This window comes from Verrucosispora sp. CNZ293 (genome assembly GCF_002754655.1).
In genome coordinates this window covers 2,168,331-2,191,560 of the sequence record NZ_PEFR01000001.1, presented here as the reverse complement: position 1 = coordinate 2,191,560, position 23,230 = coordinate 2,168,331, and the positions used below count along the sequence as shown (strand labels likewise).

Below are 23,230 nucleotides of genomic sequence, written 5' to 3'. Positions count from 1 at the left end.
TTCTAGCGCTGTCCATGACAACCGCACTACTCGTCGCCGGCTGTGGCGGCGGCGGTGAGGACGAAGCACCCGCCGAGAGCGAGCTGTACAAGAACCCGGTGACGCTGACCTGGTGGCACAACGCCTCCCAGGACGGTCCCGGCAAGACCTACTGGGAAAAGGTCGCCAAGGACTTCAACGCGCTGCACCCCACGGTCACTATCGAGATCGAGGGCATCGAGACCAACCAGCTCCAGCGCACCCGGCTGCCCGCCGCGCTGCTGAGCAACGACCCGCCGGACATCTTCCAGGCGTGGGGCGGCGGCGAGATCCGCGAGCAGGTGGAGGCCGACTACCTCAAGGACATCACCGAGCAGGTCAAGGACGAGGTTGCCAACATCGGCAGCGCCGTCGAGATCTGGCAGGTGGACGGCAAGCAGTACGGCCTGCCGTACCGGATGGGCATCGAGGGCATCTGGTACAACAAGGACCTGTTCCAGCAGGCCGGCATCGCCGCTCCGCCGACCACCTTCGACGAGCTGAACGACGCGGTCACCAAGCTCAAGGCGATCAACGTCATCCCGATCGCCGTCGGCGCCGGTGACAAGTGGCCGGCCGCGCACTGGTGGTACAACTTCGCCCTGCGCGCCTGCTCGGTCGACACCCTGCGCAAGGCGTCCCTGGAGAACGTCTTCGACGACCAGTGCTTCGTCAAGGCCGGTCAGGACCTGAAGGCCTTCATCGACACCAAGCCGTTCCAGCCCAACTTCATCGCCACGCCGGGTCAGAACGACCCGACCAGCGCCAACGGTCTGCTGGCCAACGGCAAGGCCGCGATGGAGCTGATGGGTGACTGGAACAAGGGCACCCTGGACACGGTCACCGAGGACCAGGAGGCGCTGAACAAGTTCATCGGCTGGTTCCCGGTTCCGGCCATCGCCGGTTCCGCCGGTGACCCGAAGGCGGCCCTCGGCGGCGGCGACGGGTTCGCCTGCGCCAAGAACGCCCCGGCCGAGTGCGTCGAGTTCCTCAAGTACCTCGTGAGCCCCGAGGTGCAGAAGGGCTACGCCGAGACCGGCACCGGCCTGCCGGTCGCCAAGGGCGCCGAGGACGGCGTCAAGGACCCCGCCCTCAAGTCCATCCTGGAGGCCACCACCAGCGCCACCTACGTGCAGCTCTGGCTGGACACGGCCTTCGGCAGCACCGTCGGTAACGCGATGAACGACGCCATCGTCGCCATCTTCGCCGGCAACGGCAGCCCGGAGCAGGTTGTCGAGGCCATGAAGGCGGCCGCGCGCAAGTGACGTCGACCAACCCGACCCTGGACCTCGCCGGCGGCGCAACCGCGCCGCCGGCGGGCCCTCGGCCCGCCCGGCGCTCGTCAGCTCGGGCCGCCGAGACCCGACGCAAGTGGTACGAGATCATCGGGCTCACGACGCCAGCCGTGATCGTCTACGTGATGTTCGTGCTGGTCCCGATGGGCTTCGCCTTCTACTACAGCCTGTTCCGCTGGCGTGGCGTCGGACCGCCCACCGACTATGTCGGCTTCGACAACTACGTCCTGGCGTTCCAGGATCCGATCTTCCTCGACGCGCTGCGCAACAACGCGATTATCGTGTTCGGGTCGCTGCTGATCCAGGGACCCATCGCTCTGGGCGTGGCCCTGCTGCTCAACCGCAACTTCCGCGGTCGGACGGTGTTCCGGCTGCTGGCCTTCGTGCCGTACGTGCTCGCCGAGGTCACCGTCGGCATCATGTGGAAGCTGCTGCTGTCCGACGCCGGCACGATCAACGCGATGCTGGAGTCGCTGGGGCTTGGCGGCCTGGTGCAGGCGTGGCTGGCCGACCTCGACGTGGTCATCTGGACGCTGCTGGCCGTGCTCACCTGGAAGTACGTGGGTTTCGCCATCATCCTCCTGCTCGCCGGGCTGTCGAACGTGCCGCAGGAGCTGAACGAGGCCGCCGCCATCGACGGCGCGAGCTGGTGGCAGATCCAGCGGCACGTGACGCTGCCGCTGCTGGGGCCCACGATCCGGATCTGGATGTTCCTGTCCATGATCGGCTCGTTGCAGGTCTTCGACGTGATCTGGGTGACCTCCGTACCCGCGGTGCGGTCGCTGGGTGCGTCGGCGACCATGGCGACGTACATGGTGGACAACGGGTTCTTCGCCCGCCTGTGGGGCTACGGCAACGCGGTGGCGGTCATCCTGTTCGCCATCTCGTTCGTCGCGGCGGTGCTGTTCCAGCGCTTCCTCCTGCGTCGTGACATCGAGGGCGCCATCACCAGAAGGGCAAACTGATCGTGGCCGCGAACGCCGTCCTTTCGCCAACCGCCAAGCGCCGCCCGGTGTCGTGGGGAAACCCGCTCACCTACGCGCTGGCGCTCGCGGTCGCAGCCGTGTCGATCACTCCGGTGGTCTACGTGATCCTCGGCGGCTTCCGTACCACGCCGCAGATCGTCGCGGACCCGGCCGGACTGCCCGACCCGTGGGTCTGGGACAACTACGCCCGGGTGCTGACCCAGAGCGACTTCTGGCGGCAGGTGTTCAACAGCGCCGTGGTGTCCCTGGGCACCACGATCGGCGTCGTGGTGCTGGGGGTCTGCGCCGCGTTCGTGCTGGCCCGCTACACCTTCCGGGGCCGCGAGGTGCTCTACACCTTCTTCACCCTCGGTCTGCTGTTCCCGGCCGGCGCGGCGATCCTGCCGCTCTACCTGATGCTGCGTGACCTCAACCTGATCAACTCGTACTACGCGGTGATCCTGCCGCAGGTCGCCTTCGCGTTGCCGTTGACGATCGTGATCCTGCGACCGTTCCTCACCGCCATCCCCCGCGAGTTGGAGGACGCGGCCGCCATCGACGGCACCGGTCGGCTCGGCTTCCTCTGGCGCATTCTGTTGCCCCTGTCGCGACCCGCGCTGGTCACCGTCGGTATTCTCGCCTTCGTCACCAGTTGGAACGCGTTCCTGCTGCCGCTGCTGGTGCTCGGCGACGCGAGCCTGCACACCCTGCCGCTGGGCGTGCAGAACTTCTCCAGCCAGTACACCTCCGACACGGCGGGAATCCTCGCCTTCACCTCGCTGGCGATGCTGCCAGCACTTATTTTCTTCACGTTCGCCGAGAAGCAGATCGTCGGTGGCCTCCAGGGCGCGGTCAAGGGCTGAGCGGCAGCGGCACGAACACAAAGGGGTAACACAGCATGACTGAGGTCCGCGAGGTCGTGGGCGGGCCGGCATCCGTGCCGGCCCAGACAGGCTCGGGCCACGACCGGCCCAGCCGGTACGGGTCCGATGGCGAGACGCGCGTTCGTGAACTGCTCGGTCGGATGACGATCGAGGAGAAGGTCGCGCAACTCGTCGGCTTCTGGGAGAAGGCCGAGGGCGAGGCCGTCGCGCCGTTGCAGGGCGAGTTCGGCGACATCGGCAGACTCGAGGACTTCTCCCGGCACGGGCTCGGCCACCTCACCCGCGCCTACGGCACCCGCCCCGTCGAAGCCGCATCGCGGGCGTCATGGCTGTGGAAGTTCCAGTCCGACCTGGTGACCGGCACCCGGCTCGGCATCCCGGCGATCGTGCACGAGGAGTGCCTGACCGGGCTCTCCGCCTGGAAGGCGGCGACCTTCCCCACGCCGCTGGCATGGGGAGCTGCCTTCGACCCCGACCTGGTCACCGAGATGGCGGCGGCGATCGGGGCGTCGATGCGGGCGCTCGGCATCCACCAGGGGCTCTCCCCGGTGCTCGACGTGATCCGTGACCCCCGGTGGGGACGGGTCGACGAGTGCATCGCCGAAGACCCGTACCTGGTCGGCACCCTCGGCACCTCGTACGTGCGCGGCCTGCAGTCGCAGGGCGTGCTCGCCACGCTCAAGCACTTCGTCGGATACTCCGCCTCCCGCGCCGGGCGCAACTTCGCCCCCGTGCACGCGGGTCCGCGCGAACTGGCCGACGTGCTGCTCGTGCCGTTCGAGATGGCGCTGCTCGACGGCGACGCCCGCTCCGTTATGCACTCCTACGCCGAGATCGACGGCGTGCCCGTGGCCGCCGATCCAACGATGCTGACCGGGCTGTTGCGGGACCGGTGGGGCTTCGACGGCACGGTGGTGGCCGACTACTTCGGTGTCGCGTTCCTGAACCTGCTGCACCAGGTCGCCGCCGACCACGCGGACGCGGCCGTGCAGGCGCTGACCGCCGGAGTCGACATCGAGCTGCCGACCGGCGACGCGTACCTGACCCTTGCGGACTCGGTGCGTGCCGGCCGGCTCGACGAGTCGGTGATCGACCAGGCGGTGCTGCGGGTGCTGCGGCAGAAGCTGGAACTGGGGCTGCTCGACGCCACCTTCACCGACGAGCCGGCCGCGTCGGTCGACCTCGACTCGCCCGAGCACCGGGCGATCGCCCGCCGCCTCGCCGAGAAGTCGATAGTCCTGGTCACCAACCAGGACGCGTTGCCGCTGCCGGCGGGCAGACGGATCGCGGTCATCGGGCCGAACGCCGACCGGCAGGGTGCGCTCTTCGGGTGCTACTCCTTCCTCAACCACGTCCTCGTGCAGCATCCCGACGCGGAGACCGGCATCGAGGTGCCGACCGTGCTCGACGCGCTGCGCGCCGAGTTCGGCACCGAACTGATCAGCACGGCCGCCGGTTGCGCGGTGGACGACGACGACCGGTCCGGGTTCGACGAGGCGATGGCGACGGCCGCCGCCGCGGATGTCGCGGTACTCGTCGTCGGTGACCACGCCGGCCTGTTCGGGCGCGGCACGGTCGGCGAGGGCTGCGACCGGGACGACCTGGAACTGCCCGGTGTGCAGCGGGACCTGGTCGAGGCGGTGCTGGCGACCGGCCGGCCCGTCGTGCTGGTGCTGCTCACCGGCCGGCCGTACGCGATCGACTGGGCGCTGAGCCGCTGCGCGGCTGTCGTGCAGACGTTCTTCCCCGGCGAGGAGGGCGCCGGTGCGATCGCCGGTGTGCTCTCCGGGCGGGTCAACCCGTCGGGCCGGCTGCCGGTCAGCCTGCCCCGCTCGGCGGGGGCGCAGCCGTACTCGTACCTGCACCCCACGCTCGGCGACGGCAACGAGGTGACGAACCTGCTGGCGACGCCCGCGGCGCCGTTCGGCCACGGCCTGTCCTACACGACGTTCGCGTACTCGGACCTGACCGTACCGGCCACGGTGCCGACCGACGGGGCGCTGACGGTGCGCGTGCGCGTCACCAACACCGGCGAGGTGGCCGGCGACGACGTGGTGCAGCTCTACGGCCGCGACCTGGTGGCGTCGGTGACCCGACCGGTGGCGCAGCTGCTCGGCTACCAGCGGGTCCACCTGGCACCGGGTCAGTCGGTCACCGTCACGCTGACCGTGCCCACCACCCGGCTGGCCTTCTCCGACCGGACGCTCACCCGCGTGGTGGAGCCGGGCGACGTGGACCTCTGGGTCGGCACCAGCGCCCGCCGTGACGTCGAGGCGTCGACCACGCTCGTCGGCGACGTCGCGCCGGTCACCAACGCCTCGGCCCGCTGGACGACCGCCGAGATCAGCTGATTCCGCAACGGCCGGCCACCGCCGCGATGGTGGCCGCCCGGGCGACCCAGGGCAGTTCCCGATCACCGGGAACTGCCCTGGTGCGTCCGTCCGGTGAACGCGCGATTCAGCCGGCCCGCCGCCGACGACGGCGGTTCGTCGGCCTCGCCCCGACCTTCGGTGCCGGTGCGGCCGGCTGCCCCGGCTCGTCGCCGGTACGGTCCGCGAGCGTCTTCGGCGTGCTGGCGGGTGCCCCCGCGCCGGTCGTGCCGCTCGTCGGCGGCGGATACCTGCGCAGCATCCAGGTCTGCTGGCCGAGCGAGAAGAGGTTCGTGGTCACCCAGTAGATGATCACGCCGATCGGGAAGATCAGTCCGGAGACGAGCAGCGAGGCGGGGATGCCGTAGAGCATCAGCCGCTGCACCATGCGCTGCTGCGGTGCCTCGGCCCAGCCACTCCGCAGGATCAGCTGACGGCTGGACAGGTAGGTCGTGACGACCATCGTCGCGATCAGCACGGCGGCCACGATCCGGACCGTGACGGCGTCGGCTCCGAGCTGGGCCAGCTCCGGCCCGGTGGAACCGAAGGTACCCGCGATCGGAGCGCCGAACAGCGTGGCCGACGAAGCGCTGTCGAACTGGGCGACCGACCAGCCGTACAGCGTCCTCAGGTGCTCCGGCATCGTCGGCTTGAGATGCCGCAACACGTGGAGCAGACCCAGGAAGACCGGGATCTGCACAAGCATCGGCAGGCAACCCATGAGCGGGTTGGCCTTCTCCATCCGGTACAGCTCGACCATTTCCTTCTGCAGCGTCTCCCGGTCGTCGCGGTGCTTGGCCTGGAGTTCGGCGACTCTCGGCTGCAACGCCTGCATCGCCCGCTGCGACGGGATCTGCCTGACGAAGACCGGGAACAGGATGATCCGCACGGTGAGCACGAGGAAGACGATGCCCAGCACCCAGGACCAGGTGGTGCCCAGCGCGGACCCGTCGCCGAGCAACCGCTGCCAGGCGCTGTGCCAGAACAGCAGGATCGCGGAAATGGCGTGGTAGATCATGGACATGGAACACCCCTCGAGATACGGCCTACGGCTGAAGTGAGCAGGAACGGTCACCAGCGGTCGCCGACGAGCGGCAGAAATGAGTGAGGTGAGGTGAGGCTCAGGCGACCGCGAGGGTCGCGGCGGTGGGCGCTCTGGGGCGGGCCCGACCGGCAGCGTCCGGATCGCGGTGGCGGGGCACGCCGGTCCGGCCGGAGCGCTCACGCAGCATCCGGCGGGTGACCCGCAGGTCGGGATCGGCAGTGGTCGCCGGGAGCAGGATCGCGGCGGCGAGCACGGCGGTGAGCAGTACGCCGGTCACCGCCGCCGTGCCGGAGAGCATGCCGGCGGCACCGGCGTCGGCCAGCACGCCGACGAGGTACCAGAGCACGCCCAGCCCGATCACAGGGCAACCATATCCGGCGTACGCCACAGCGGCTGTCCGGGAAGTGGGCGGTGCCGCGACGCGGCCGGGTACGGCCACCGGACCCCGGTCAACCGTGCGGGTCCGGTTCGGCGCGCAGCGCGGCGGTGGCCCGCACCGCCTTGACGATCGCCGGTACCGCGCCGATCAGCAGGACCAGGGCCCAGATGATCGCGATGATCGCGAAGACGAGCGCGCCCACGGAGTCGAGGATGCTCACCAGGATCACCGGCACCAGGTGGTGCAGGAACTCCAGCACCACAGTGCAGAGCAGGCTGGTCAGGATCAGCAGGACCAGGCCCTTGTTCTGCAGGAACTTCGGTTGGGCCAGGATCAGCAGCCCGGCCCAGGCGAGCTTGAGCAGCAGTACCAGGCCGAGCAGCACCGTGGCCTCCCCGACCGGGAAGAACCCCCACAGCGCCAGGTACGCCAGCAGGCCGAACGGCGGGGCCAGGAACAACGACACCATGATCGTCAGTTCGATGAACGCGAGCACCAGCGCGACCAGAGCCACGATGATCAGGATGATGGAGAAGATCAAAGTGGCGACGCCCTGGATCCGGCCGTGCAGCCGTTCCGGCAGCACCAGACCCAGACAGAACAGCCCGGTCGTCCAGAGCGCCGCCGCGTCGACAAGCGCCAGGTAGCCCGTACCACGGCCGGACGGTTCGCTGACCTCCCGTACGTCGCCGACCTCGACACCGAGGTCGGCGGCGCTGCCGGCCAGTTCCGCTCCGGCGTCGCCACCACCCAGCAGCAGCCCGGCACCCACCTCCACGCCCACCGCCAGCACCAGCGCCAGCATCGCCAGCACCAGGAACGGCTTGCGCAGCGCACCCATCCCAGCCCCCTCGCCTCAGTCCCGCGCGATCGTGACGAGGCACCCGGTCGGACAACTCACAAGCACCGTGGTGGCCCGGTCGACGGCGACGCGGGCCACCGCACCGCTGCCGTCATCGGCGGGATCCACCTCGTCGGTGACGGTGAAGTCGGCGTCACCCGGAGCCGTGGCCCGCACGCTGAACGGCTGCGGACTACGCAGGATCAGCGTGCGCAGCCCGCCCGGGTCGGCGATCCGCAGCTCACACCGGCCGTTGATGGCCAACTGCCCGACGGCCTCGGCACAGTCCGCGTCCACGCCCGCCGGATCGACGGCGCTCCGCCCGCCGCCGGCCCGGCCCAGCAGCTCGACAAGCGGATGCCGGGCCGCCGGGTCGCCCCGGTCGTCGCGACCCGCACCCACCGCCACCGCGAAGAGCACCACCAGCAGTACGCCCAGCGTCGCCAGCAGCGCCTTCTGCTGCCCGCTCATGTCGGCACTTCGCTTCGCTGCGTGCCGTCATGAGGCACCACCGCGCTGAGTTGATGATTCGCTCGCTGCCGCTCGCTCATGACGGCACTCCGCTTCGCTGCGTGCCGTCATGAGGCACCACCGCGCTGAGTTGATGATTCGCTCGCTGCCGCTCGCTCATGTCGGTCACCGCTGATCGTCCGAGGCGACCTCGGTGAACCGGAGCATGTCGACGCCGGCGAAGTAGCGGTTCGTGCTCTGTGTCTTGCCGATCGCGACCAGGGTGATCTCATGTGTCCCGGGGCCGAGCCGCACCCGACCCACGTCGACCCAGTCGGTGATCTGCACCTTCGGGGTGAACCCGATGAACGCGTCGCCGACCTGTCGGCCGTCGATCAGGAAGACGGTGTTGGCGTAGTCGAACGAGGTGGTCAGCACGGCGGAGAACTGCCAGGTCGCCTCGGCGGGCAGCTCCACCGTCACGGTCACCCGGTCGTTGACCGCGCGGCCGAGGAAGAACAGCTGGGCGTCCTGCGACCAGGTCACCTCGCAGCAGTTCTGCTGCACCATCACGGTGGCCCCGGAACCCGACGGCGACTCGACCCGGGCCCCGGTCACGAGCGTCTCCGCCTCGACTGTCACCACCCGCGCCTGTGGTGGCGGCTCGTCGTCGCGGGCCACCAGGAACACCACCACCGCCGACACGACGAGCACCAGCGCCGCCGCAGCGGCGATCCAGGGCCACGGCGTACGCTTCGGCGGCGCCACCGCGCGCACCTCGTAGGTGACCCGGCCGCTGGAGCGGGAACTCTCCTCCGGCGCGGTGTTCGCCGAGTACGCGAACCCGGTCATGTCGTAGCGCCGAGGCGGCGTGCCCGCCGGGACGGCCAGCCGGACCAGGAACGACACCGAACCCTGACCCGGCACCACCCGCTGCGGCTCGGTGACGGTGAACCACGACCGTTGGGTGCCCTCGCCGGGCGCCACGTCGAACACCACGGTGTCCGGTGCGACGCCCGGGTTGGAGACGGTGAAGGTCAGCTCACCGGCGTTTCGGACGTCCAGGGTGAACTGCTCGGCGGCGGCGACGACTGTCCATTCGGTGGTCATGACGGCTCCTCGGGAGCGGGAACGGGGGAAGCGGGAGCTGGCGGGGCGACGGTGGGGGACGGCACGCTGGCCCGGCCGACCGCCCGCCCGGACGGCAGGTCCTCGACCGTGATCTCGGCGGTGACGGCGGCCGGCTTCTCCGCCGCCACGATCCGGTCGATCAGGGCCACCTGGCCGGCGGCCTCCGTGGGCACCCGGACGACCAGGTGGAAGGGCCGTTCGGTCGGTTCGTCGAGGACGAACCCGGTGACCCCGGTGGCCAGCTCCAGGGCGGTCCGCAGGCCGTCAGGCGTGCCCCGCCAGGCGGCCAGCGCGGCACCGTGCGCCACCAGATCGCGCAGCCGGTTCAGCGGCAGCGGCAGGGGGACGTCCCGCCGGGGCGCGCTGACCAGGTGATCCATAGCCACCCACCGGGCCAGGTACGCCACCATCGGGGCCGGTGCCTGGTACGGCGCGAAGAGCGCGTCGACCTCGGCCAGCACCGCCTCGTCCGGGGCGTGCAACGCCTCCATCACGTCCAGCAGCGCCCACAGCACGCTGCCCGGCACGGCCGCCCGCTGGTATGCCGCGGGCAGCAGCCGCTCAATTGCCGCTCGTCGCATCCTGCCGCACCACCTCGATGTCGTGCTCGCCGGAGCAGAGCAGCCAGGTGTCCGGGACGGTCACCACGTCGGCGGTGGACTGGTTGGCACTCGCCGACCACTCCACCGCCTGGTCGCTGCGGTGCACGCCGCGTTCCCCGCCGGCCAGCACCAGGCGTTCCGTCGTGCCGGTGGCGGCGACCGCGTCCACCGGCATGAACCGGGTCCGGTCGCGCAGCGGCAGCCCGCAGTTGACCGACACCGACGTCCACTGCGGTTGCGCGGCGAGGGTGTCCAGCCGGAGCACCCCGCCGCTCTGCGTCGCGGCCAGCGCGAGCGAACCGCTGAAGGCGAGGTCCCGGCAGGTGCCGCCGAGCCAGCCCGCCGACACGGCCTGCCACTTCACGTCGGATTCGAACAGCCGGGCCCGGAAGCAGCCCTGGCCGGGTTTGTTCGGGTCCGGTTCACCGGCGCCGCTCCACAGCAGGGTGGCCGGCCCGTCGTACTGCACGGCGAGGACCCGGTTGTCGACGTTTGCCAGACCGATGTGGCTGAAGCTGCCGGGTCGGCCGGCGTTGTTGGACAGGTACACCCCGAAACCGGCCTGGGCGGCCACCGCCACCCCGGCCGCGCCGCGCTCGGAGACGAACGCCCGCACCGCGTAGAAGCCCCGGTCCGCGTCGGCCGGATCGACAAGGATCTGCAACGGCACCGCGCCCGGCAGCAGGGACACCTCGTACAGGCCGGTGTCGGTGGCGACCAGCAGCGCTCCGGCGCCGTCCCGGTCGATCCAGGCCAGGTCGCCGATCCGCGAGTCCAGGTCCGCCACCAGTGACCATGTCTCACCGAGGTCGGTGCTCAGGTGCACCCGGGAACCGCCGCCGCTGCGAACCGTCGCCACCGCCAGCGAACCGGCCCGGGGCACGATGCCCGGTCGCACCGGCGCGGGCGCCGGCACCACCCGCTGCACGGTCTCCCCGTCGAAGCGTCCCGCCGGCTCCCAACCGGCCCCCGCGTTCGTGGAGCGGAACAGCACCGACCCGCTGCCGGCGTACCAGGTGCGGGGCTGGTACTGGTCGGCGGCGAGAGTACGCACCTGCTTGTCCGGTGCCTCGTCGACCTCGAACCGTACCGACTCGACGTAGCGCACCCCCGGCTCGGCGTGCTCCAGCAGACGGTACACATTGGACGCCCGCAGCGGTTCGCCGAACGCCCAGCCGGTCGGGTTGAGCGTGGTCGGCAGCGGGCTGAGCGTCTGGTGCAGACGGTCGTGGATACGTCGGCGTACCGCGTCGACGTCCTCCTCCCGGCGGACCACCACCCGGGCCCGGATCGACACCGCCTTGTACCGCGCCCAGGTGGCCCGGCAGGTGGTGCCCAGCGAACGGCGACGCTCCAGATCCGCCTCGACCCGCAACCGCACCTCCTCCACCTCGTGGTCGCGGAGCACCGTCACCGGCAGCCGACCGCCCGGCCGCGCCTCGTCCGGCACGTACGGCACCAGCACCACCTCCACCTCGCCGGGGCGGGCGAAGCTGTACACGGCGGCCCGGGTGAAGGCGCGGGCCCGGGTCACCCCGCCGGAGGCGGTGGCCAGCACCTCGAAGTCCCGGGCGGTGACCGCGCGCTGCTGGGCGAAGAAGGCGTAAGGCCCGCGCAGCAGCACCGACTCCATGGCCTCGATCTCCCGCCCACCGGCCGCCGGCAGGGGGTTCACCACCTTCACCCCCGGCAGCGGGTCACGCAGGCTGGTCAGGGTGCCGGCGGCCACGTTGCCGGCCGGTCCACCGCCCGCGCGGTACCACAGCCGAACCTGCCGCCCGGCCGGTGGCACCGCCGCGACCGCGCCGTCGCCGAAGATGAGCGTCCCGCCGTCGGCGGCCCGCAGGTCCAGCGCCGGTGCGAAGGTCACCGTGCCGGAGCACCTGTCCACCAGGTACGCCTTGTCCTGCGGACCGAGACCGGCGAAGCTGTCCACCGCCCGCCAGATCTCGAAGGTGCGCCCGTCGTGTTCCCGGGCCGCGGCACCCAATTCCACCGAGCCGGCCGGCACCTCGACACCGAGCAGCAGGTCCAGCGGTTCGGCGGTCCGCGCCAACGGGGCACGGCCGGCGCGCAGCACCTGCCCCGGCTGCCCGGTACCCACACCCAGCAGCTCCGCCTCCACCGGCTCGCAGTGGTGCATCCGGACGGTCACCTCGCGCTGCCCGGCGGCGAGTAGCACCGGCTCGCAGGTGACGAAGACCACCGGCCGTGGGTCGGCCCCCCGGGCGGCGGCCACCCGGGTGCCGACGGGGATCCGCAGCGGGGCCTCGTCGGTGCCGGTGCGGGTGAACCGGACGTCCGCCCAGGCCGCCGCCGGTGGGTGCCGGGTCACCCCGAGCAGGTTGAGAAAGGAGACGTACGCCTTCTCCGGCAACTGGTTCAGCCGGTAGATCATCACCTCGGTGAGGTGCGCGAACGCCTCGAGCAGCGCGACACCGGGGTCGTGCGCGGACAGGTCGGTCCACCCCGGGCAGGACTGCCGGATCCGGTCCCGGGCCTCGGTGACCAGGTCGAGGAAGCTCCGATCGTCCAGATGCGGCACGGGCAGCGTCATCGTGCCTCCTCGGTGTCGGCGTCGGAACCGGTCGTCGGCCGGGCGGGCGGGTCGTCGTCGGCGGGCAGCAGGTCGACCGAGAAGACCAGCTGACCGGGGGTGAGGCTGGCCCGGATCCGGTAGTCCAGCCGGATCACCAGACGCCACGGGTCGTCCGGATCCGGTCCGGCGTCGACGTCGAGCACGTCCACCCGAGGTTCCCAGCGCGCGATGGCCGCGCGGACATAGTGGATGGCCAGTCCGGCGGTGGTGTCGTCGTTCGGCGCGAAGACCAGCCGGTGCAGGCGTGAGCCGTACCCGGGTCGCATCAGCCGCTCGCCCGGCGTGGTGGACAGCAGCAGGAACAACGCCTGGCGTACCGTCTCGTCGCCGTCGGTCATCGCCAGGCCGCCGGCCGCGGTCAACCCGAGCCCGCCGCCCTGACCCAGGTCGAAGCCGGCGCCGACGAACCGGATCGCCCTCACCGGTCGGCCCCCACGAAACGCTGCCGGGGATCGCGTACCCGGTAGGTGAACTGGCCCGGTGGGCTGCCGTTGGTGAAGCCGGACAGGTGCGACAGCACGATCCGTCGGCCACCCACGCGTACCCAGTCGCTGTAGCCGGCCCGCACCGCCTCCGTGCCGGTGCACGGCTTGACCGTGGTGCCGTAGTTCGGGCAGGCGACGATGTCCCGGCCCTTCGGGTCGTCGGCCACCAGCACCGGTACGCCCGCCACCGTGACCCACTGCTGGGACGCCCGGTTGCGGACCCGGCCGTCGTGGCTGCACCTGATCACCGAGTCGCGGTGGATCCAGCGCATCAGCTGCCTCCTTCGTGGTGGGCGCGGGCGAGCACGCGGGCCCGCTCGGCCGCGGTCTCCGGGTCCTCGACGGTCTCGGCGTGCAGGAAGTCGACGCTGCGGGCGCGGACGACCATGGCCCGACCCGGCGCGGAGAGCACCAGATCGGTCGCGGCGTGCAGGGTGGCCAGGTGCGGGGTCAGTTCCAACCAGCTACCGGCCTCGGTGCTCAGCCGCAGGCTGCGCGCCACGTCGTCGACCACCACCTGCTGACCACCGGCGGTGCGCAGCGACCAGCGCCGGGCCCGCCCGTCGTCGATGCCGGTGTCGTACGGCTCGACGGTGCCGAACAGCGAACCGAGCACCACACCCGAGGCCGGCTCACCACCGGGCAGCGCCACCAGCACGCTGTCCTGCGGATCGGGGAGCGCCACCAGCCCTTTGCCCCGGCCGGCTCCCGGGCACAGCACCGCCAGCCAGCCGGCGTCCGCCCCGCCGTACGCGGGCAGTTCCACCCGCACCCGGCCCAGACCGTCCGGGTCGGTCACGTCGGTGACGGTGCCGAGGGTGACCACCGCGGGTGCCGGTGAACCGGTGCGCGGCGCCGGCGGCGGCACGGTGGAGAAGCGGCTCAGGTGACCGTTCGCGTCGACGGTGTGCACCACCTCCGTCAGCACGTACGTGCCGGCCACCGGCTCGGCCACCCCGGTCAGCCGGATTCGCCGGCCGGGCCGCAGCGCGGGACTGCCCTCGGCCGTACCGTCGGCGGTGACCAGGGCGGCGGCCCGGGTGTCGAGCCGGGCCTGGGCCAGCGCGGCGATCTCGTCGTCGCTGCGCCCCGGCTGGTCCAGTGCGGTACGGGTGCCGTCCGCGCCGACGTCGGCGGGATCGGGATCGGCCGGGGTGCGGCGCCCGCAGCGGGGGGTGCCGACGCTCTGGGCGATCGGCTCGGCCCGCTGTGGATGCCAGCCGAGTGCCGTGCTCTCCCCGGCGGCGCTGTCGGCGTTCACCGACAACCGCAGGCCGTGCACGTCGCGGCCCAACTCCAGGGGGATCGCCGCGCCGTGGCCGTCAAGCGTGACCAGGCGCAGCACGTCGCCGTCGAGGCTCAGGTGCAGCCCGGCCCGTCCGGACACCTCGACCAGCAGGTCCAGGTCGCTGGGCCGGTGGTGCGGCAGCCGGTCCAGTTGCGGCCCGTCGGCCTCCGCCTCGACGCGCAGGCCGAGGTCGGCGCAGAGTTCCGTGGCCAGCTCGGCGGCGGTGACCGACTCGAAGACCCGGATCCGTTGCCGCTTGCGCAGCCGGTGCAGCAGGTCGTATCCGCGCACCCGCAGCGTGGCCGTGCCGTCGGCGGCGTACTCGACCTCGAAGGCGGTGACCTCCCCGGTGAACAGCCCCTCCGGGTGGCCGTCGAGGCGGACGTCCAGTCTCGCGCCGACCTGCACCGGCCCGGTCAGCGCGGCGGTGCCGGGGCTGGTGCGCAGCGTCACCTCGCACTGGGTGGGCCGGTTCAGGCGGGCGGCCACCCGTACCGAGGTGACCCGGCCGCTCACCGTGTCGGGCAGTGATCTGCCGTCGAGCAGCACGGTCAGCGCCCGGGGCGCGGCGGCGGTCACGACCCGGTCCCGGGTGCGGCGGCGGACGCTGTGGCCGCCGGCCCGGTGCCGGGTAGCGGCGGTACGGCGAGAGCGGTGCCGGCGGGCACGGCCAACGGGTCGGTGATCCGGTTGTGCTCGGCGAGCAACCGCCAGCGCAGGGGAGAGCCCAGGGCGTCGTGGGCGAGCAGATCGAAGCGTACGCCCGAGGTGTCGGCGGCGGCGGTGCCGTCGCCCGCGGCCACCACGGCCGTGCCCGGGGCGACGGTGGGGGTCTGCGCGGCGGACAGTTCCTCGGCGAAGCCCTCCTCGGCGTGGCGGGCGTCCTCCGCCACCCGGACCAGCTTGAGCCGCAGCCAGGAGCGGCGCGGGGAGCCGGTGGCCGTGAACGCGTCGAAACGTTCCGCCACGGCGACGATCACCCCGGGCACGTTCCAGGTCTTGCCCCACACCATCCGCACCAACGGGGGGCGTAGCCAACCGTGTTCCACAGCCGAGTTCTCCGCCAGCATCCACAGTGGCCGGGTGAGCGCCCGGACGTCTGTGGGACGGACCTGGCCCTCGGCGAAGTCGATGTCGAAGAGCAGGTCCAGCACGAGTTCGGTGCGTCCACCCCCGGTGAACAGCAGCGGGTCGTCGGCCAGCCCGGCGCCGGTGAGCTGGCCGTCCGAGCCACCCCGCTGACGCACTCCGGCGAGACGGGTCACCTGCACGGTCTCCGGGTTGAGCAGACAGTCGATCCGTTCGCCTGTGTCGATGAGGAAGGCCACCCGTTGCATCAGTCACCTGCCTGTTCACCGTCGAGCCGCCGCGTCCGGTGCTCGTCACCGCCGGCCGGCTCGGGCACCGACCACAGGGCCCGGTCGTCAGGGAGGGCCGGCCAGCGGTCGGCTCCGGTGTGCCGCCCCTGCGGCGACTCCAGCTCCGGCCAGCGGAGGTCCGCGCCCACCCGCCACCGTCCGTCGCCGGTCGGGAGCCCGCTGCCGGGCCAGCGCCCATCGCGGGTGGCCGGACCGGCGGGCAACCAGCCTCCGGTGCCGGGTTGGATCCGACCTTCTGCCCCGCCGTGCCCACTCGACGGACGGGTGTCGGCCATCCGCTGGTCCTCCGCCACCAGCCGGAGTACCGGGCGGTGCTCCGCTACGGCTCCGGGGGAGAGGGCTCCCGGATGTCCCGGCCGCGTCCCGGCTCCCCACCGGTCCCGTCCGGGCGTAGGCGGGCCGGCCACGTCGGTGGGCTGGCCCGCCGGGGCGGTGTGCCGCAGGGCCGGGCTGTGCGGGAGCGGCGGTCCGGCAGTTGCCGGAGCTGCTCCGGGCGGTACGGGGAGGACGCGCATCCAGGCCGTGCCCCGTCCCGTCCCCGCCGGTCCCCGTTGCGGTGTGGCCGGGCGCAGACCCGGCCCCGACCCGGTCCCGTCGTGGGCATCGGTGACGGTTGGCGCCGCCGCCTCCGGTGCCCGCAGCGTCCTACGCCGCCACCGGTGAAGGACACCGCCCGGATTGGCCGTCCCCGGACCGGCCGGTCGCTCTGCTTCAATCGGCGCACCTGTCGATGTCCGGATACCGGACGTCGGGTGATGCGTGGGTTGAAGCAGAGCAAAGGACGTGGGGGAGCGGGTGGCGGGCGGCGGCCCGGGCGTCGGGGCGTACCGGGTCGACTGCGGGTCCGGCCCGGCGGCCGGTGCGCCACCACCCGTCGCGCCGGGTCGGTGAGCCTGGCGGCGGGCCGACGTCGTCGGCCGACGCCCCGGCCGGTCCGCCTCGCCCCGGTCCGATGGGCCGGCGGGATACGCCTCCGGGCGGCCGTCGCCGTCCGGTTCGCGGCGGTCCGGCTCATGGTGGTACGCCCCGGCCGGCGCGGAAACGTCGTCAACCGGCGGGTCGAGGGCCAGGTCTCGCAGTAGGCCGGGGGCGTGCGTGGTGACGACCCGCAACCAGTGGTCGGGCGGCTGCCCCGGTCGCCGACGTCGATCGTCCGGCTCCTCGGCGACTGTTACGACGGCACCCTCGACCGCAGGCGGCCTCCCGCCCGGCGTCCGGTCCGGCGTCGCGCCCGTGGCCCGGTCCGGCGTCGCGGGCGATCCGGCAGGTGGTCGGGGAGCGGGGGAGTCGACCGCACCGGCGAGCCGGTCCACGGCAGCCGCTGCGGACCGGAGGCGGTCGGCAAGCCAGCTACGCGGGCGTCGGCGCGGCACCACCGGCCTCCAGTTCCAGGCTCTCGTAGCGCAGCGTCAGCGCCGCGATGGCGATCTCCTGACCGAGCGTGTTCAGGTGGGCGCCGCGCCAGTTGGTCGGCCACGCGTTGATCAGGTTCCAGCGCAGCACCTCCGCCGTGCCGGCGGCGTCGAGCAGCACCACCGAGACGTTGCGCCGGCTGACCGTGCCCCGCGCGACCGCGTGCACCCAGTCCCACAACTCCCGGGACGCGGTGAGGCCGAAGTGCAGGGTGACCGGCCCGTACTCGACCTGACCGGGGACCATCCGGATGCGGTCGTTGCCCTGCTCCCGGTACGGGACCGCCGGAATGTTCACCTCCAGGCCGCTGACCTCGGTGAAGTGGCCGTTGGTCACCCCGTTGACAAGCAGCTTGAAGTTGTAGGCCCGGTAGGGGTCGACCGGGGTGCCCGGCTGCGGCGTCGCCGTGGTCGGCATGTCAGCCTCCAATCGTCTCGGTTTCGGTGCCGCCGGCCCACTGGCTCAGCTTGAACACCACGAACTCCGCCGGCTTGACCACGGCGATGCCGATGTGGGCGACCACCATGCCGGCGTCGCGGACGTCGGCCGGGTTGGTCTCCTCGTCGCACTTGACGAAGAACGCCTCCTCGGGAGTGCGTCCCAGCAGCGCCCCGTCACGCCACACCCGAGTGAGGAAGGCACCGATGTCCCGCCGGATGGACCGCCACAGCGTGTAGTCGTTCGGCTCGAACACCATCCAGCGGGTGCCGTTGGCGATGGCCTGCTCGATGGCGATGGAGAGCCGCCGGACGTTGAGGTAACGCCACTCGCTGGCCTCGGCGGCGAGGGTACGCGCGCCCCAGACCCGGATGCCCTCGCCGGGGAAGTAGCGGATGACGTTGACGCCCTTGGGGTTGAGTACGTCGTGCTCGGCGCGGGTGACCAGGTGGCCCAGGTCGACAGCACCGCGTACCGGCTCGTTGGCGGGTGCCTTGTGCACTCCGCGCAGGGCGTCGGTACGGGCCCAGATGCCCGCGACGTGCCCGCTCGGCGGGGTGAGCACCAGCTCGCCACTGAGCGGGTCGCGGACCCGCAGCCACGGGTAGTAGAGGGCGCCGAAGTCCGACTGCCGGGGGCGGTGCGCCACCGGACCGCTCCCGCTCGCTCCGCCCTCGCCGCCGGATGCGGTGTCCGACCCGGCGGTGTCGCTCGGCTTCGCCGGTCGGCCGGAACCGGGGGTGGCGACCCGGGTCAGGGTGGACACGTCGTCGATGTCGGGTGCCGGGTCGCAGATGGCCACCATGGTGCGGGTGCGCTCGGCCATGCTCAGCAGCGCCTCGTGCGAGACCGGGTCGTGGAATCCGGGAGCGGCCAGGATGGAGACCTCGTCGACCGCCTCCAGCAGGTCCAGGCCGGCACGCTTGCGGCCGGTGCCGGAGACAGCGCCGCCCTCACCGACGTTCACCACCCAGCAGCGGGTGCCGCCGTTGTCCAGGAAGCCGAAGACGGCCCGGGCCAGCGGCGTGCTCTCCAACTGGTCGCCGTCGGCGTACAGGCGGAGGAAGTCGGTCCAGTTGTTCACCGCGAGGGCCTCGCCCAGATGGGCGGTGCGGTCCGGCGCGACGCCGACGAAGGCCGCCGTGCTGGTGCCGACCGGTCCGATCGGCCGGGCACCACTGGGCACCTCCTCGACGTAGATGCCGGGCGAGAAGTAGGTGGGCATCGGTCCTCCCGTACTGGTCGGGTCAGCGGGTCAGTGGGTCGGCGGCGCGCAGACGATGACGATGTCGGTTTCGGTGGGGTCGACCTCGGCGTTGAGCACCTGGCCCCGGCCGGTGAGCCGGAGCCGGACCGGTGCCGGACGCTCCGGGTCGTGGGGTACGCCGACGACCCGGAAGCGGCCCGCCGGGTCGGTGTGCGTCGCGTACGGCTGACCGACGACCTCGACCCGCATCGCGGCGAGGGGTTGCTCGGCCGGGCCGACGACGCGCCCGTCGAAGGTCAGCATCTCCAGCTGCCGCAGCCGCAACGGTCGGAGCACCGGCGCGGCCGGCTGGGTCGGGTGAGTCACCTGCACCGGCACGTCGATGAGCAACGCCGGCCGGGGCGGTGCCCCGAAGGCCGCCCACAGGGCGGGATCCCCGGCTTCCAGCACCAGCGTGTGTCCGGCCGTGCCGGTGGCCGCGACGAGCACCCGGTCCAGCGCAGCCAGGGACTCCGGGCCGCCGGCGGCCAGCAGGTAGCGCACCGTGAGCCGGTACGGTTCGGGGCCGCCGCTGCCCCGGGTCTGCCGGGCCGGCCGGATCTCCAGCGGCCACAGGGCCAACCGGCCAGGGTCGGCGTCGGGCCGGGGCGGGCCGACCGGGACGGCGTCACCCACCGCCCCGGCCAGCCACGTCGCCAACTCGTCGGTGGCGGCGGAGATCGGGCCGTCGTCGCTCATCGCGGCGGCGTCCCCTGGATCCGGTACGCGATGGCCTCGTTCCACACGTGCGGGTAGACGCCGATCTCGAAGTACCGGGTGAAGCGGTTGATCGGCGCGCCGGCGTGGTCGTGGTACAGCAGCCAGACCGGCGCGATGGTGAACAGCACGTAGTTCGCCACGACAAGCGGGATGTAGAGCGGGCCGAGCAGCCGGGCCTGGAAGATGTGCACGTCCTCGTGCCGCTGGATGCCGGGGCCGGAGCCGGCGCAGACCGTGCCGAGCGTCGTGGCGTAGCGCGGGGAGACCCCTTCGACCACGTTCACCCGACAGCTGTGCCGGGAGGTGGCGCGGTCCAGCGAGTGGCCGAACACCAGGTGCACAGCCAGGTAGATCGCGCCGACGAGAGTGTTCAGCAGGCTCCAGGTGTGGTCGACGACGAAGAGGAACACGCCGCGCGGGCTGACCGCGTACACCTCGGCCGCGGCGACCGCCCAGCCGAAGGCCGCGCCGACGAGCAGACCGACGCCCGCGCCGATGAGCAGACCGACGCCGCCGCCGACCAGCTGGCCGAACACGGCGCCCGCGGCGACGTGCGCGACGGCGCTGAGGATTCCGAAGATCATGTCCGGCTCCTCTCAGGCCCAGGAGCGGATGAAGCGGGGCTCGTTGCCCTGCGCCAGTTGGACCGGCGTCGCCTGCCGGTTGCCGGGGGGCAGCTGGTTGACGCCGAGCGCGGCGGAGAAGATGACCAGGCCGTTGAAGAACGCGATGATCCACTTCTCGGCGCCCGCCTCGGTGGCGAAGGCCGCGGTGAGGTACGACAGCGCGAGCGCGATGCCCAGCGCGATCCACTTGCGGGCCTTGTCGGCGCTCGGGCCGATGAGTCCGCCGATGACGTTCGTGGCGAGCAGCGTCGCGGCGCTGGCTCCGGTGAGACTGCCGAGGGCCGCCCAGGTGAAGAGATCGTTCATCGCCGATCCCCCTTCGGTGCTACGTACTGCGGGGTGGGGTGTGGGTGAGCGGACCGTCCGCGGTGGGCGGGCGGTCGGCCGGCGGTCAGCCGGCGTCCGGCGAGCCGGGATTCGTGGCGGCCGGCGGCACCGGTGTGGGTCCGCCGGCCGTGGGTGTGGCGTTCTCGGGCGGTGTCCCGCCGGTGCGGGAGCGGCGGAGCAGGACCGCCACCAGCACCGCGACGAGCAGCAGTGCCATCGTGCCGGCGACGATCAGCAGCCAGGGGAACCCGCCGTCGGAGTCCGTGTCGGCCGCGTTTGACGGTCGGGGCGGAGCCTCGGCGACGGCGCGCAGTTCGCCGGGTTTCTGCTCGTTGGGCTTGACCCGCCAGGTGACCGTCCGGTCGTTGACCTGACCGCCGGTACTGGCGTCCAGGACGCGGCCGGGGAACGTCACGGCGATCTCGAACGACATCAACAACATGAACAGTTCTTGATTCTGCGGATGCTGTTCGGCCACTTTTCCGCCGTACTTCTTCGGGTCAAGCGGAAGGGTGAACACGTACCGGTCATCGGTGCGGACGATGCTCAGACTTTCGCTGGCGAATTGGTTCAGCGGCACGTTTCGATAGTTGATCAGGGAACCGAAGTGGGTGGCGTCCTCGTACCGGGTCTCGGGTCCGGCCGGCAGCGCCGGGAGGTTCTGCCGGAGCTCCGCGAAGCCCGCATCGACCGGCCTGTTGTTGGCGGTCAGGACCTTCCGCTCGGCGGTGACGAGAAGTTGGCCGCTGACCGTGTCGTCGGCGTTGACGGTCAGCCCGGCATTGAGTTGCATGCAGCCGGAAAGGGCCGCCAGCAGCACGAGACACACCGCGCCGCGGAGTGTCCTGATGCGCCGGAGCCGCGAATTCATGGGCTCAGTGTGTGCTCTCGCCGGCCGAGTCATCAGTCAGCGATCAGTCACATGCCAGTCGCCGATCTTACCGGGACCCCGTCACATTCGGCCGAGGTAGCGAACCGGGAAAATAGATATTCTGAAAGGTTGGCCGCAATTGTGGTCGGCCGGGCGGGGTGGCCGTGGATAGGCTGCCCGTCATGGTGTCCGTCTCCTGCGTGCTGTTGGTGGACCGGCACGGGCGGCTGCTGATGCAGCTGCGCGATTCCCACGCCCGGTATCACCCGGACGTCTGGGGACTGCCGGGCGGGCACGCGGAGCCGGGGGAGACCCCCGAGCAGACCGCGCTGCGTGAGCTGCGTGAGGAGACCGGGCTGCGGCCGACGGACGGCACGCTGCTGGCTTTCGCCCGTCAGGAAGTCCCCGAGCACGGACGCGTCAAGCACTACTTCTGTGCGGCAACCCGGGCGGGACAGCGGGACGTGGTGCTCGGCGAGGGAGCCGCCCTGGTCTTCCTGTCCGCCGCCGAGATCCTCGACGAACGCCCGTACACCCCGGGTACCCGGGAGGTGCTGGCCCGCTTCCTGGGCTCGCCGGAACACGCCCGACTCACCGCACTGGCCGCGACCGACTGAACGGCCCGCGGCACCGGTTCGGGTGGCGTCAGGTTCGGCGTCAGGTGGGCCGGGGCGGATGCCAGTCGGCGTGGCGGGCCATGCCCCGTAGCGCCGTCCGGCTCGGCGTCAGGCGCAGCATCGTGTTGCGTACCGCGATGGCCGCCGGGTGTCGCAGCTCCTGCCCGAACCGGGCGGTGCGGGAGGCCGCGCGGGCGATGGCCTGGGTGCGGGGCCGGCGCAGCCGGTCGTACGCGTCAAGTGCCGCCGGCACGTCGACCGTCGGACCGGCCACCGCGCCCAGGGTGACCGCGTCCTCGATCGCCTGACAGGCGCCCTGCCCCAGGTGGGGGGTCATGGCGTGCGCCGCGTCACCGAGCAGCGCCACCCGGCCGCGCACGTAGCGGGGCAGCGGCGTGGCCAGGTGGTACAGGTCGTTGCGCAGCACCTCGTCGGGTCGGGTGGCGGCGAGCAGTGCCGGTACCGGATCGTGCCAGTGGCGGAAGCGTTCGCGTACGTCGGCCAGATCGTCGGCGGCGTGCCCGCCGGGCGGGGCGGTGATCGCGGCGTACCAGTAGACCTGCCCGTCGCCGAGTGGGACAGTGCCGAACTCGCTGCCGGGCCCCCAGCTGACCGCCGCGGGGACCGGCTCGTCGAAGGTGATCGCGGCGCGCCAGGCGGTGGAGCCGGCGTACGCCGGTGGCGGGGTGTCCGGCCAGAGCCGGGTACGCAGCGCGCTGCGCAAGCCGTCGGCGCCGACCACCAGATCGGCGGGTACCTCGGCCGGCTGGCCGTCGCGGTGGTAGTGCACGGTGCCGCTTGTCGGATCGGCGTCGCGTACCTCGCAGCCGGTCCGGAGCGCCCCGGCCGGCAGTGCCTCGCGCAGCATCCGGTGCAGGGCGCCCCGGTGTACGCCGAGTGCCGTGGTGCCGAGCACGCGCTCCAACTCGGCGGCGTCCACCCGGGACAGCCAGCGCCCGTTCCAGGCGCGTAGCCCGCCGGTGGCACCGTCGCGCCCCAGCCGGCGCACCTCGCCGCCGAGGCCGAGGGCATCCAGCCCGCGTACCGCGTTCGCCATCAGAGTGATGCCCGCGCCCACCTCGCGTGGCTCCGGGGCGCGCTCCAGCACGGTGACCCGCCAACCCCGGCGATGCAGTGCGAGGGCGGCGGCCAGCCCGCCGATGCCCGCCCCGGCCACGACCGCTCGCCTCTCCGCCACGGCAACCACCCCTTCTACGCCTGTAGAAGTGCATACTACATCCG

25 protein-coding genes are annotated in these 23,230 nt (G+C 72.1%); 6 read left to right on the top strand and 19 right to left on the bottom strand.

Translation table 11 applies throughout. The features are described from left to right. The first annotated feature begins 14 nt into the window (after positions 1-14). The 4 genes from CLT74_RS10055 to CLT74_RS10040 are packed head-to-tail and all read left to right on the top strand — an operon-like array spanning position 15 to position 5,513. Entirely contained in the window at positions 15-1,283 is a 1,269-nt protein-coding gene (locus tag CLT74_RS10055) for an ABC transporter substrate-binding protein (protein WP_486582202.1), read from the top strand. Then, positions 1,280-2,278 (top strand): carbohydrate ABC transporter permease, encoded by a 999-nt coding sequence (locus CLT74_RS10050; RefSeq protein ID WP_099846305.1) that lies wholly within the window; start codon positions 1,280-1,282, stop codon positions 2,276-2,278. The genes CLT74_RS10055 and CLT74_RS10050 overlap by 4 nt, the downstream gene beginning before the upstream one ends. Continuing rightward, positions 2,275-3,141 carry a carbohydrate ABC transporter permease gene (locus tag CLT74_RS10045; protein ID WP_099846304.1) on the top strand — a complete coding sequence of 289 codons (867 nt, stop codon included), beginning with the start codon at positions 2,275-2,277 and terminating at the stop codon, positions 3,139-3,141. Before CLT74_RS10050 ends, CLT74_RS10045 begins: the two co-directional genes overlap by 4 nt. Positions 3,142-3,176: 35 nt before the next feature. Further along, complete coding sequence (locus CLT74_RS10040; RefSeq protein ID WP_099846303.1) at positions 3,177-5,513, top strand: beta-xylosidase/alpha-l-arabinosidase; 2,337 nt, start codon at positions 3,177-3,179, stop codon at positions 5,511-5,513. A 106-nt stretch (positions 5,514-5,619) separates the two neighbouring features. Here the strand turns inward: CLT74_RS10040 and yidC are convergent, their stop codons facing one another. From yidC to CLT74_RS09980, 12 genes are all read right to left on the bottom strand, one after another. Then, complete coding sequence (yidC, locus tag CLT74_RS10035; RefSeq protein WP_099846302.1) at positions 5,620-6,555, bottom strand: membrane protein insertase YidC; 936 nt, start codon at positions 6,553-6,555, stop codon at positions 5,620-5,622. A gap of 97 nt (positions 6,556-6,652) precedes the next feature. Further along, entirely contained in the window at positions 6,653-6,937 is a 285-nt protein-coding gene (locus CLT74_RS10030; protein WP_099846301.1) for a DUF6412 domain-containing protein, read from the bottom strand. 88 nt (positions 6,938-7,025) lie between these two features. After that, the gene (locus CLT74_RS10025; RefSeq protein ID WP_099846300.1) at positions 7,026-7,796 is read right to left on the bottom strand and encodes a hypothetical protein; all 771 of its coding nucleotides are present in this window, start codon (positions 7,794-7,796) and stop codon (positions 7,026-7,028) included. A gap of 15 nt (positions 7,797-7,811) precedes the next feature. After that, positions 7,812-8,267 (bottom strand): hypothetical protein, encoded by a 456-nt coding sequence (locus tag CLT74_RS10020; protein WP_099846299.1) that lies wholly within the window; start codon positions 8,265-8,267, stop codon positions 7,812-7,814. A 165-nt stretch (positions 8,268-8,432) separates the two neighbouring features. Beyond that, entirely contained in the window at positions 8,433-9,356 is a 924-nt protein-coding gene (locus CLT74_RS10015; RefSeq protein ID WP_099846298.1) for a hypothetical protein, read from the bottom strand. After that, positions 9,353-9,958 (bottom strand): phage tail protein, encoded by a 606-nt coding sequence (locus tag CLT74_RS10010; protein WP_099846297.1) that lies wholly within the window; start codon positions 9,956-9,958, stop codon positions 9,353-9,355. The genes CLT74_RS10015 and CLT74_RS10010 overlap by 4 nt, the downstream gene beginning before the upstream one ends. Next, positions 9,939-12,536: a putative baseplate assembly protein gene (locus CLT74_RS10005; RefSeq protein WP_099846296.1), complete on the bottom strand. Its 2,598-nt coding sequence runs from the start codon at positions 12,534-12,536 to the stop codon at positions 9,939-9,941. The genes CLT74_RS10010 and CLT74_RS10005 overlap by 20 nt, the downstream gene beginning before the upstream one ends. Next, entirely contained in the window at positions 12,533-13,000 is a 468-nt protein-coding gene (locus tag CLT74_RS10000; protein ID WP_099846295.1) for a GPW/gp25 family protein, read from the bottom strand. The genes CLT74_RS10005 and CLT74_RS10000 overlap by 4 nt, the downstream gene beginning before the upstream one ends. Next, the gene (locus CLT74_RS09995) at positions 12,997-13,335 is read right to left on the bottom strand and encodes a hypothetical protein (RefSeq protein ID WP_099846294.1); all 339 of its coding nucleotides are present in this window, start codon (positions 13,333-13,335) and stop codon (positions 12,997-12,999) included. The genes CLT74_RS10000 and CLT74_RS09995 overlap by 4 nt, the downstream gene beginning before the upstream one ends. Then, positions 13,335-14,930, bottom strand: coding sequence for a phage baseplate assembly protein V (locus CLT74_RS09990; RefSeq protein ID WP_099846293.1), 1,596 nt, complete (start codon positions 14,928-14,930; stop codon positions 13,335-13,337). The genes CLT74_RS09995 and CLT74_RS09990 overlap by 1 nt, the downstream gene beginning before the upstream one ends. Further along, positions 14,927-15,688, bottom strand: coding sequence for a CIS tube protein (locus tag CLT74_RS09985; RefSeq protein ID WP_099846292.1), 762 nt, complete (start codon positions 15,686-15,688; stop codon positions 14,927-14,929). The genes CLT74_RS09990 and CLT74_RS09985 overlap by 4 nt, the downstream gene beginning before the upstream one ends. Continuing rightward, positions 15,688-16,005 carry a hypothetical protein gene (locus CLT74_RS09980; RefSeq protein ID WP_143697123.1) on the bottom strand — a complete coding sequence of 106 codons (318 nt, stop codon included), beginning with the start codon at positions 16,003-16,005 and terminating at the stop codon, positions 15,688-15,690. The genes CLT74_RS09985 and CLT74_RS09980 overlap by 1 nt, the downstream gene beginning before the upstream one ends. Before the next feature lie 477 nt (positions 16,006-16,482). Between CLT74_RS09980 and CLT74_RS30185 the strand changes: the two genes are divergently transcribed. Continuing rightward, complete coding sequence (locus CLT74_RS30185; RefSeq protein ID WP_158240234.1) at positions 16,483-16,812, top strand: hypothetical protein; 330 nt, start codon at positions 16,483-16,485, stop codon at positions 16,810-16,812. Between the two features lie 268 nt (positions 16,813-17,080). Here the strand turns inward: CLT74_RS30185 and CLT74_RS09970 are convergent, their stop codons facing one another. From CLT74_RS09970 to CLT74_RS09945, 6 genes are all read right to left on the bottom strand, one after another. Next, positions 17,081-17,560, bottom strand: a complete 480-nt coding sequence (locus tag CLT74_RS09970) for a phage tail protein (RefSeq protein ID WP_093402636.1) — start codon at positions 17,558-17,560, stop codon at positions 17,081-17,083. Position 17,561: 1 nt separating this feature from the next. Beyond that, positions 17,562-18,806 (bottom strand): phage tail sheath subtilisin-like domain-containing protein, encoded by a 1,245-nt coding sequence (locus CLT74_RS09965; RefSeq protein ID WP_099846289.1) that lies wholly within the window; start codon positions 18,804-18,806, stop codon positions 17,562-17,564. Between the two features lie 30 nt (positions 18,807-18,836). Further along, positions 18,837-19,526, bottom strand: a complete 690-nt coding sequence (locus tag CLT74_RS09960; protein ID WP_099846288.1) for a carboxypeptidase regulatory-like domain-containing protein — start codon at positions 19,524-19,526, stop codon at positions 18,837-18,839. Beyond that, a complete protein-coding gene (locus tag CLT74_RS09955; RefSeq protein ID WP_099846287.1) occupies positions 19,523-20,131 on the bottom strand; it encodes a glycine zipper family protein in 609 nt (202 codons plus the stop codon). Before CLT74_RS09955 ends, CLT74_RS09960 begins: the two co-directional genes overlap by 4 nt. Before the next feature lie 12 nt (positions 20,132-20,143). Beyond that, the gene (locus CLT74_RS09950) at positions 20,144-20,479 is read right to left on the bottom strand and encodes a hypothetical protein (protein ID WP_099846286.1); all 336 of its coding nucleotides are present in this window, start codon (positions 20,477-20,479) and stop codon (positions 20,144-20,146) included. Between the two features lie 85 nt (positions 20,480-20,564). Next, positions 20,565-21,371: an LppM family (lipo)protein gene (locus tag CLT74_RS09945; RefSeq protein WP_199172155.1), complete on the bottom strand. Its 807-nt coding sequence runs from the start codon at positions 21,369-21,371 to the stop codon at positions 20,565-20,567. A gap of 182 nt (positions 21,372-21,553) precedes the next feature. Between CLT74_RS09945 and CLT74_RS09940 the strand changes: the two genes are divergently transcribed. Beyond that, positions 21,554-21,988, top strand: coding sequence for an NUDIX domain-containing protein (locus CLT74_RS09940; protein ID WP_099846285.1), 435 nt, complete (start codon positions 21,554-21,556; stop codon positions 21,986-21,988). Positions 21,989-22,028: 40 nt separating this feature from the next. Here CLT74_RS09940 and CLT74_RS09935 read toward each other — a convergent pair whose 3' ends face one another. After that, positions 22,029-23,186, bottom strand: a complete 1,158-nt coding sequence (locus tag CLT74_RS09935) for an FAD-dependent oxidoreductase (RefSeq protein WP_099851679.1) — start codon at positions 23,184-23,186, stop codon at positions 22,029-22,031. Between the last annotated feature and the right edge of the window lie 44 nt (positions 23,187-23,230).

What these genes read in the sequence shown, in the direction of transcription:
- CLT74_RS10040 (WP_099846303.1), top strand. Translation starts at nt 3,177, where the DNA reads ATGACTGAGGTCCGCGAGGTCGTGGGCGGGCCGGCATCCGTGCCGGCC.
- CLT74_RS09950 (WP_099846286.1), bottom strand. Translation starts at nt 20,479, where the DNA reads ATGAACGATCTCTTCACCTGGGCGGCCCTCGGCAGTCTCACCGGAGCC.
- yidC (WP_099846302.1), bottom strand. Translation starts at nt 6,555, where the DNA reads ATGTCCATGATCTACCACGCCATTTCCGCGATCCTGCTGTTCTGGCAC.
- CLT74_RS10020 (WP_099846299.1), bottom strand. Translation starts at nt 8,267, where the DNA reads ATGAGCGGGCAGCAGAAGGCGCTGCTGGCGACGCTGGGCGTACTGCTG.
- CLT74_RS09955 (WP_099846287.1), bottom strand. Translation starts at nt 20,131, where the DNA reads ATGATCTTCGGAATCCTCAGCGCCGTCGCGCACGTCGCCGCGGGCGCC.
- CLT74_RS09965 (WP_099846289.1), bottom strand. Translation starts at nt 18,806, where the DNA reads ATGCCCACCTACTTCTCGCCCGGCATCTACGTCGAGGAGGTGCCCAGT.
- CLT74_RS10055 (WP_486582202.1), top strand. Translation starts at nt 15, where the DNA reads ATGACAACCGCACTACTCGTCGCCGGCTGTGGCGGCGGCGGTGAGGAC.
- CLT74_RS09980 (WP_143697123.1), bottom strand. Translation starts at nt 16,005, where the DNA reads ATGGCCGACACCCGTCCGTCGAGTGGGCACGGCGGGGCAGAAGGTCGG.
- CLT74_RS09945 (WP_199172155.1), bottom strand. Translation starts at nt 21,371, where the DNA reads ATGAATTCGCGGCTCCGGCGCATCAGGACACTCCGCGGCGCGGTGTGT.
- CLT74_RS09960 (WP_099846288.1), bottom strand. Translation starts at nt 19,526, where the DNA reads ATGAGCGACGACGGCCCGATCTCCGCCGCCACCGACGAGTTGGCGACG.
- CLT74_RS10015 (WP_099846298.1), bottom strand. Translation starts at nt 9,356, where the DNA reads ATGACCACCGAATGGACAGTCGTCGCCGCCGCCGAGCAGTTCACCCTG.
- CLT74_RS09970 (WP_093402636.1), bottom strand. Translation starts at nt 17,560, where the DNA reads ATGCCGACCACGGCGACGCCGCAGCCGGGCACCCCGGTCGACCCCTAC.
- CLT74_RS10025 (WP_099846300.1), bottom strand. Translation starts at nt 7,796, where the DNA reads ATGGGTGCGCTGCGCAAGCCGTTCCTGGTGCTGGCGATGCTGGCGCTG.
- CLT74_RS09940 (WP_099846285.1), top strand. Translation starts at nt 21,554, where the DNA reads ATGGTGTCCGTCTCCTGCGTGCTGTTGGTGGACCGGCACGGGCGGCTG.
- CLT74_RS10005 (WP_099846296.1), bottom strand. Translation starts at nt 12,536, where the DNA reads ATGACGCTGCCCGTGCCGCATCTGGACGATCGGAGCTTCCTCGACCTG.
- CLT74_RS09985 (WP_099846292.1), bottom strand. Translation starts at nt 15,688, where the DNA reads ATGCAACGGGTGGCCTTCCTCATCGACACAGGCGAACGGATCGACTGT.
- CLT74_RS09995 (WP_099846294.1), bottom strand. Translation starts at nt 13,335, where the DNA reads ATGCGCTGGATCCACCGCGACTCGGTGATCAGGTGCAGCCACGACGGC.
- CLT74_RS10010 (WP_099846297.1), bottom strand. Translation starts at nt 9,958, where the DNA reads ATGCGACGAGCGGCAATTGAGCGGCTGCTGCCCGCGGCATACCAGCGG.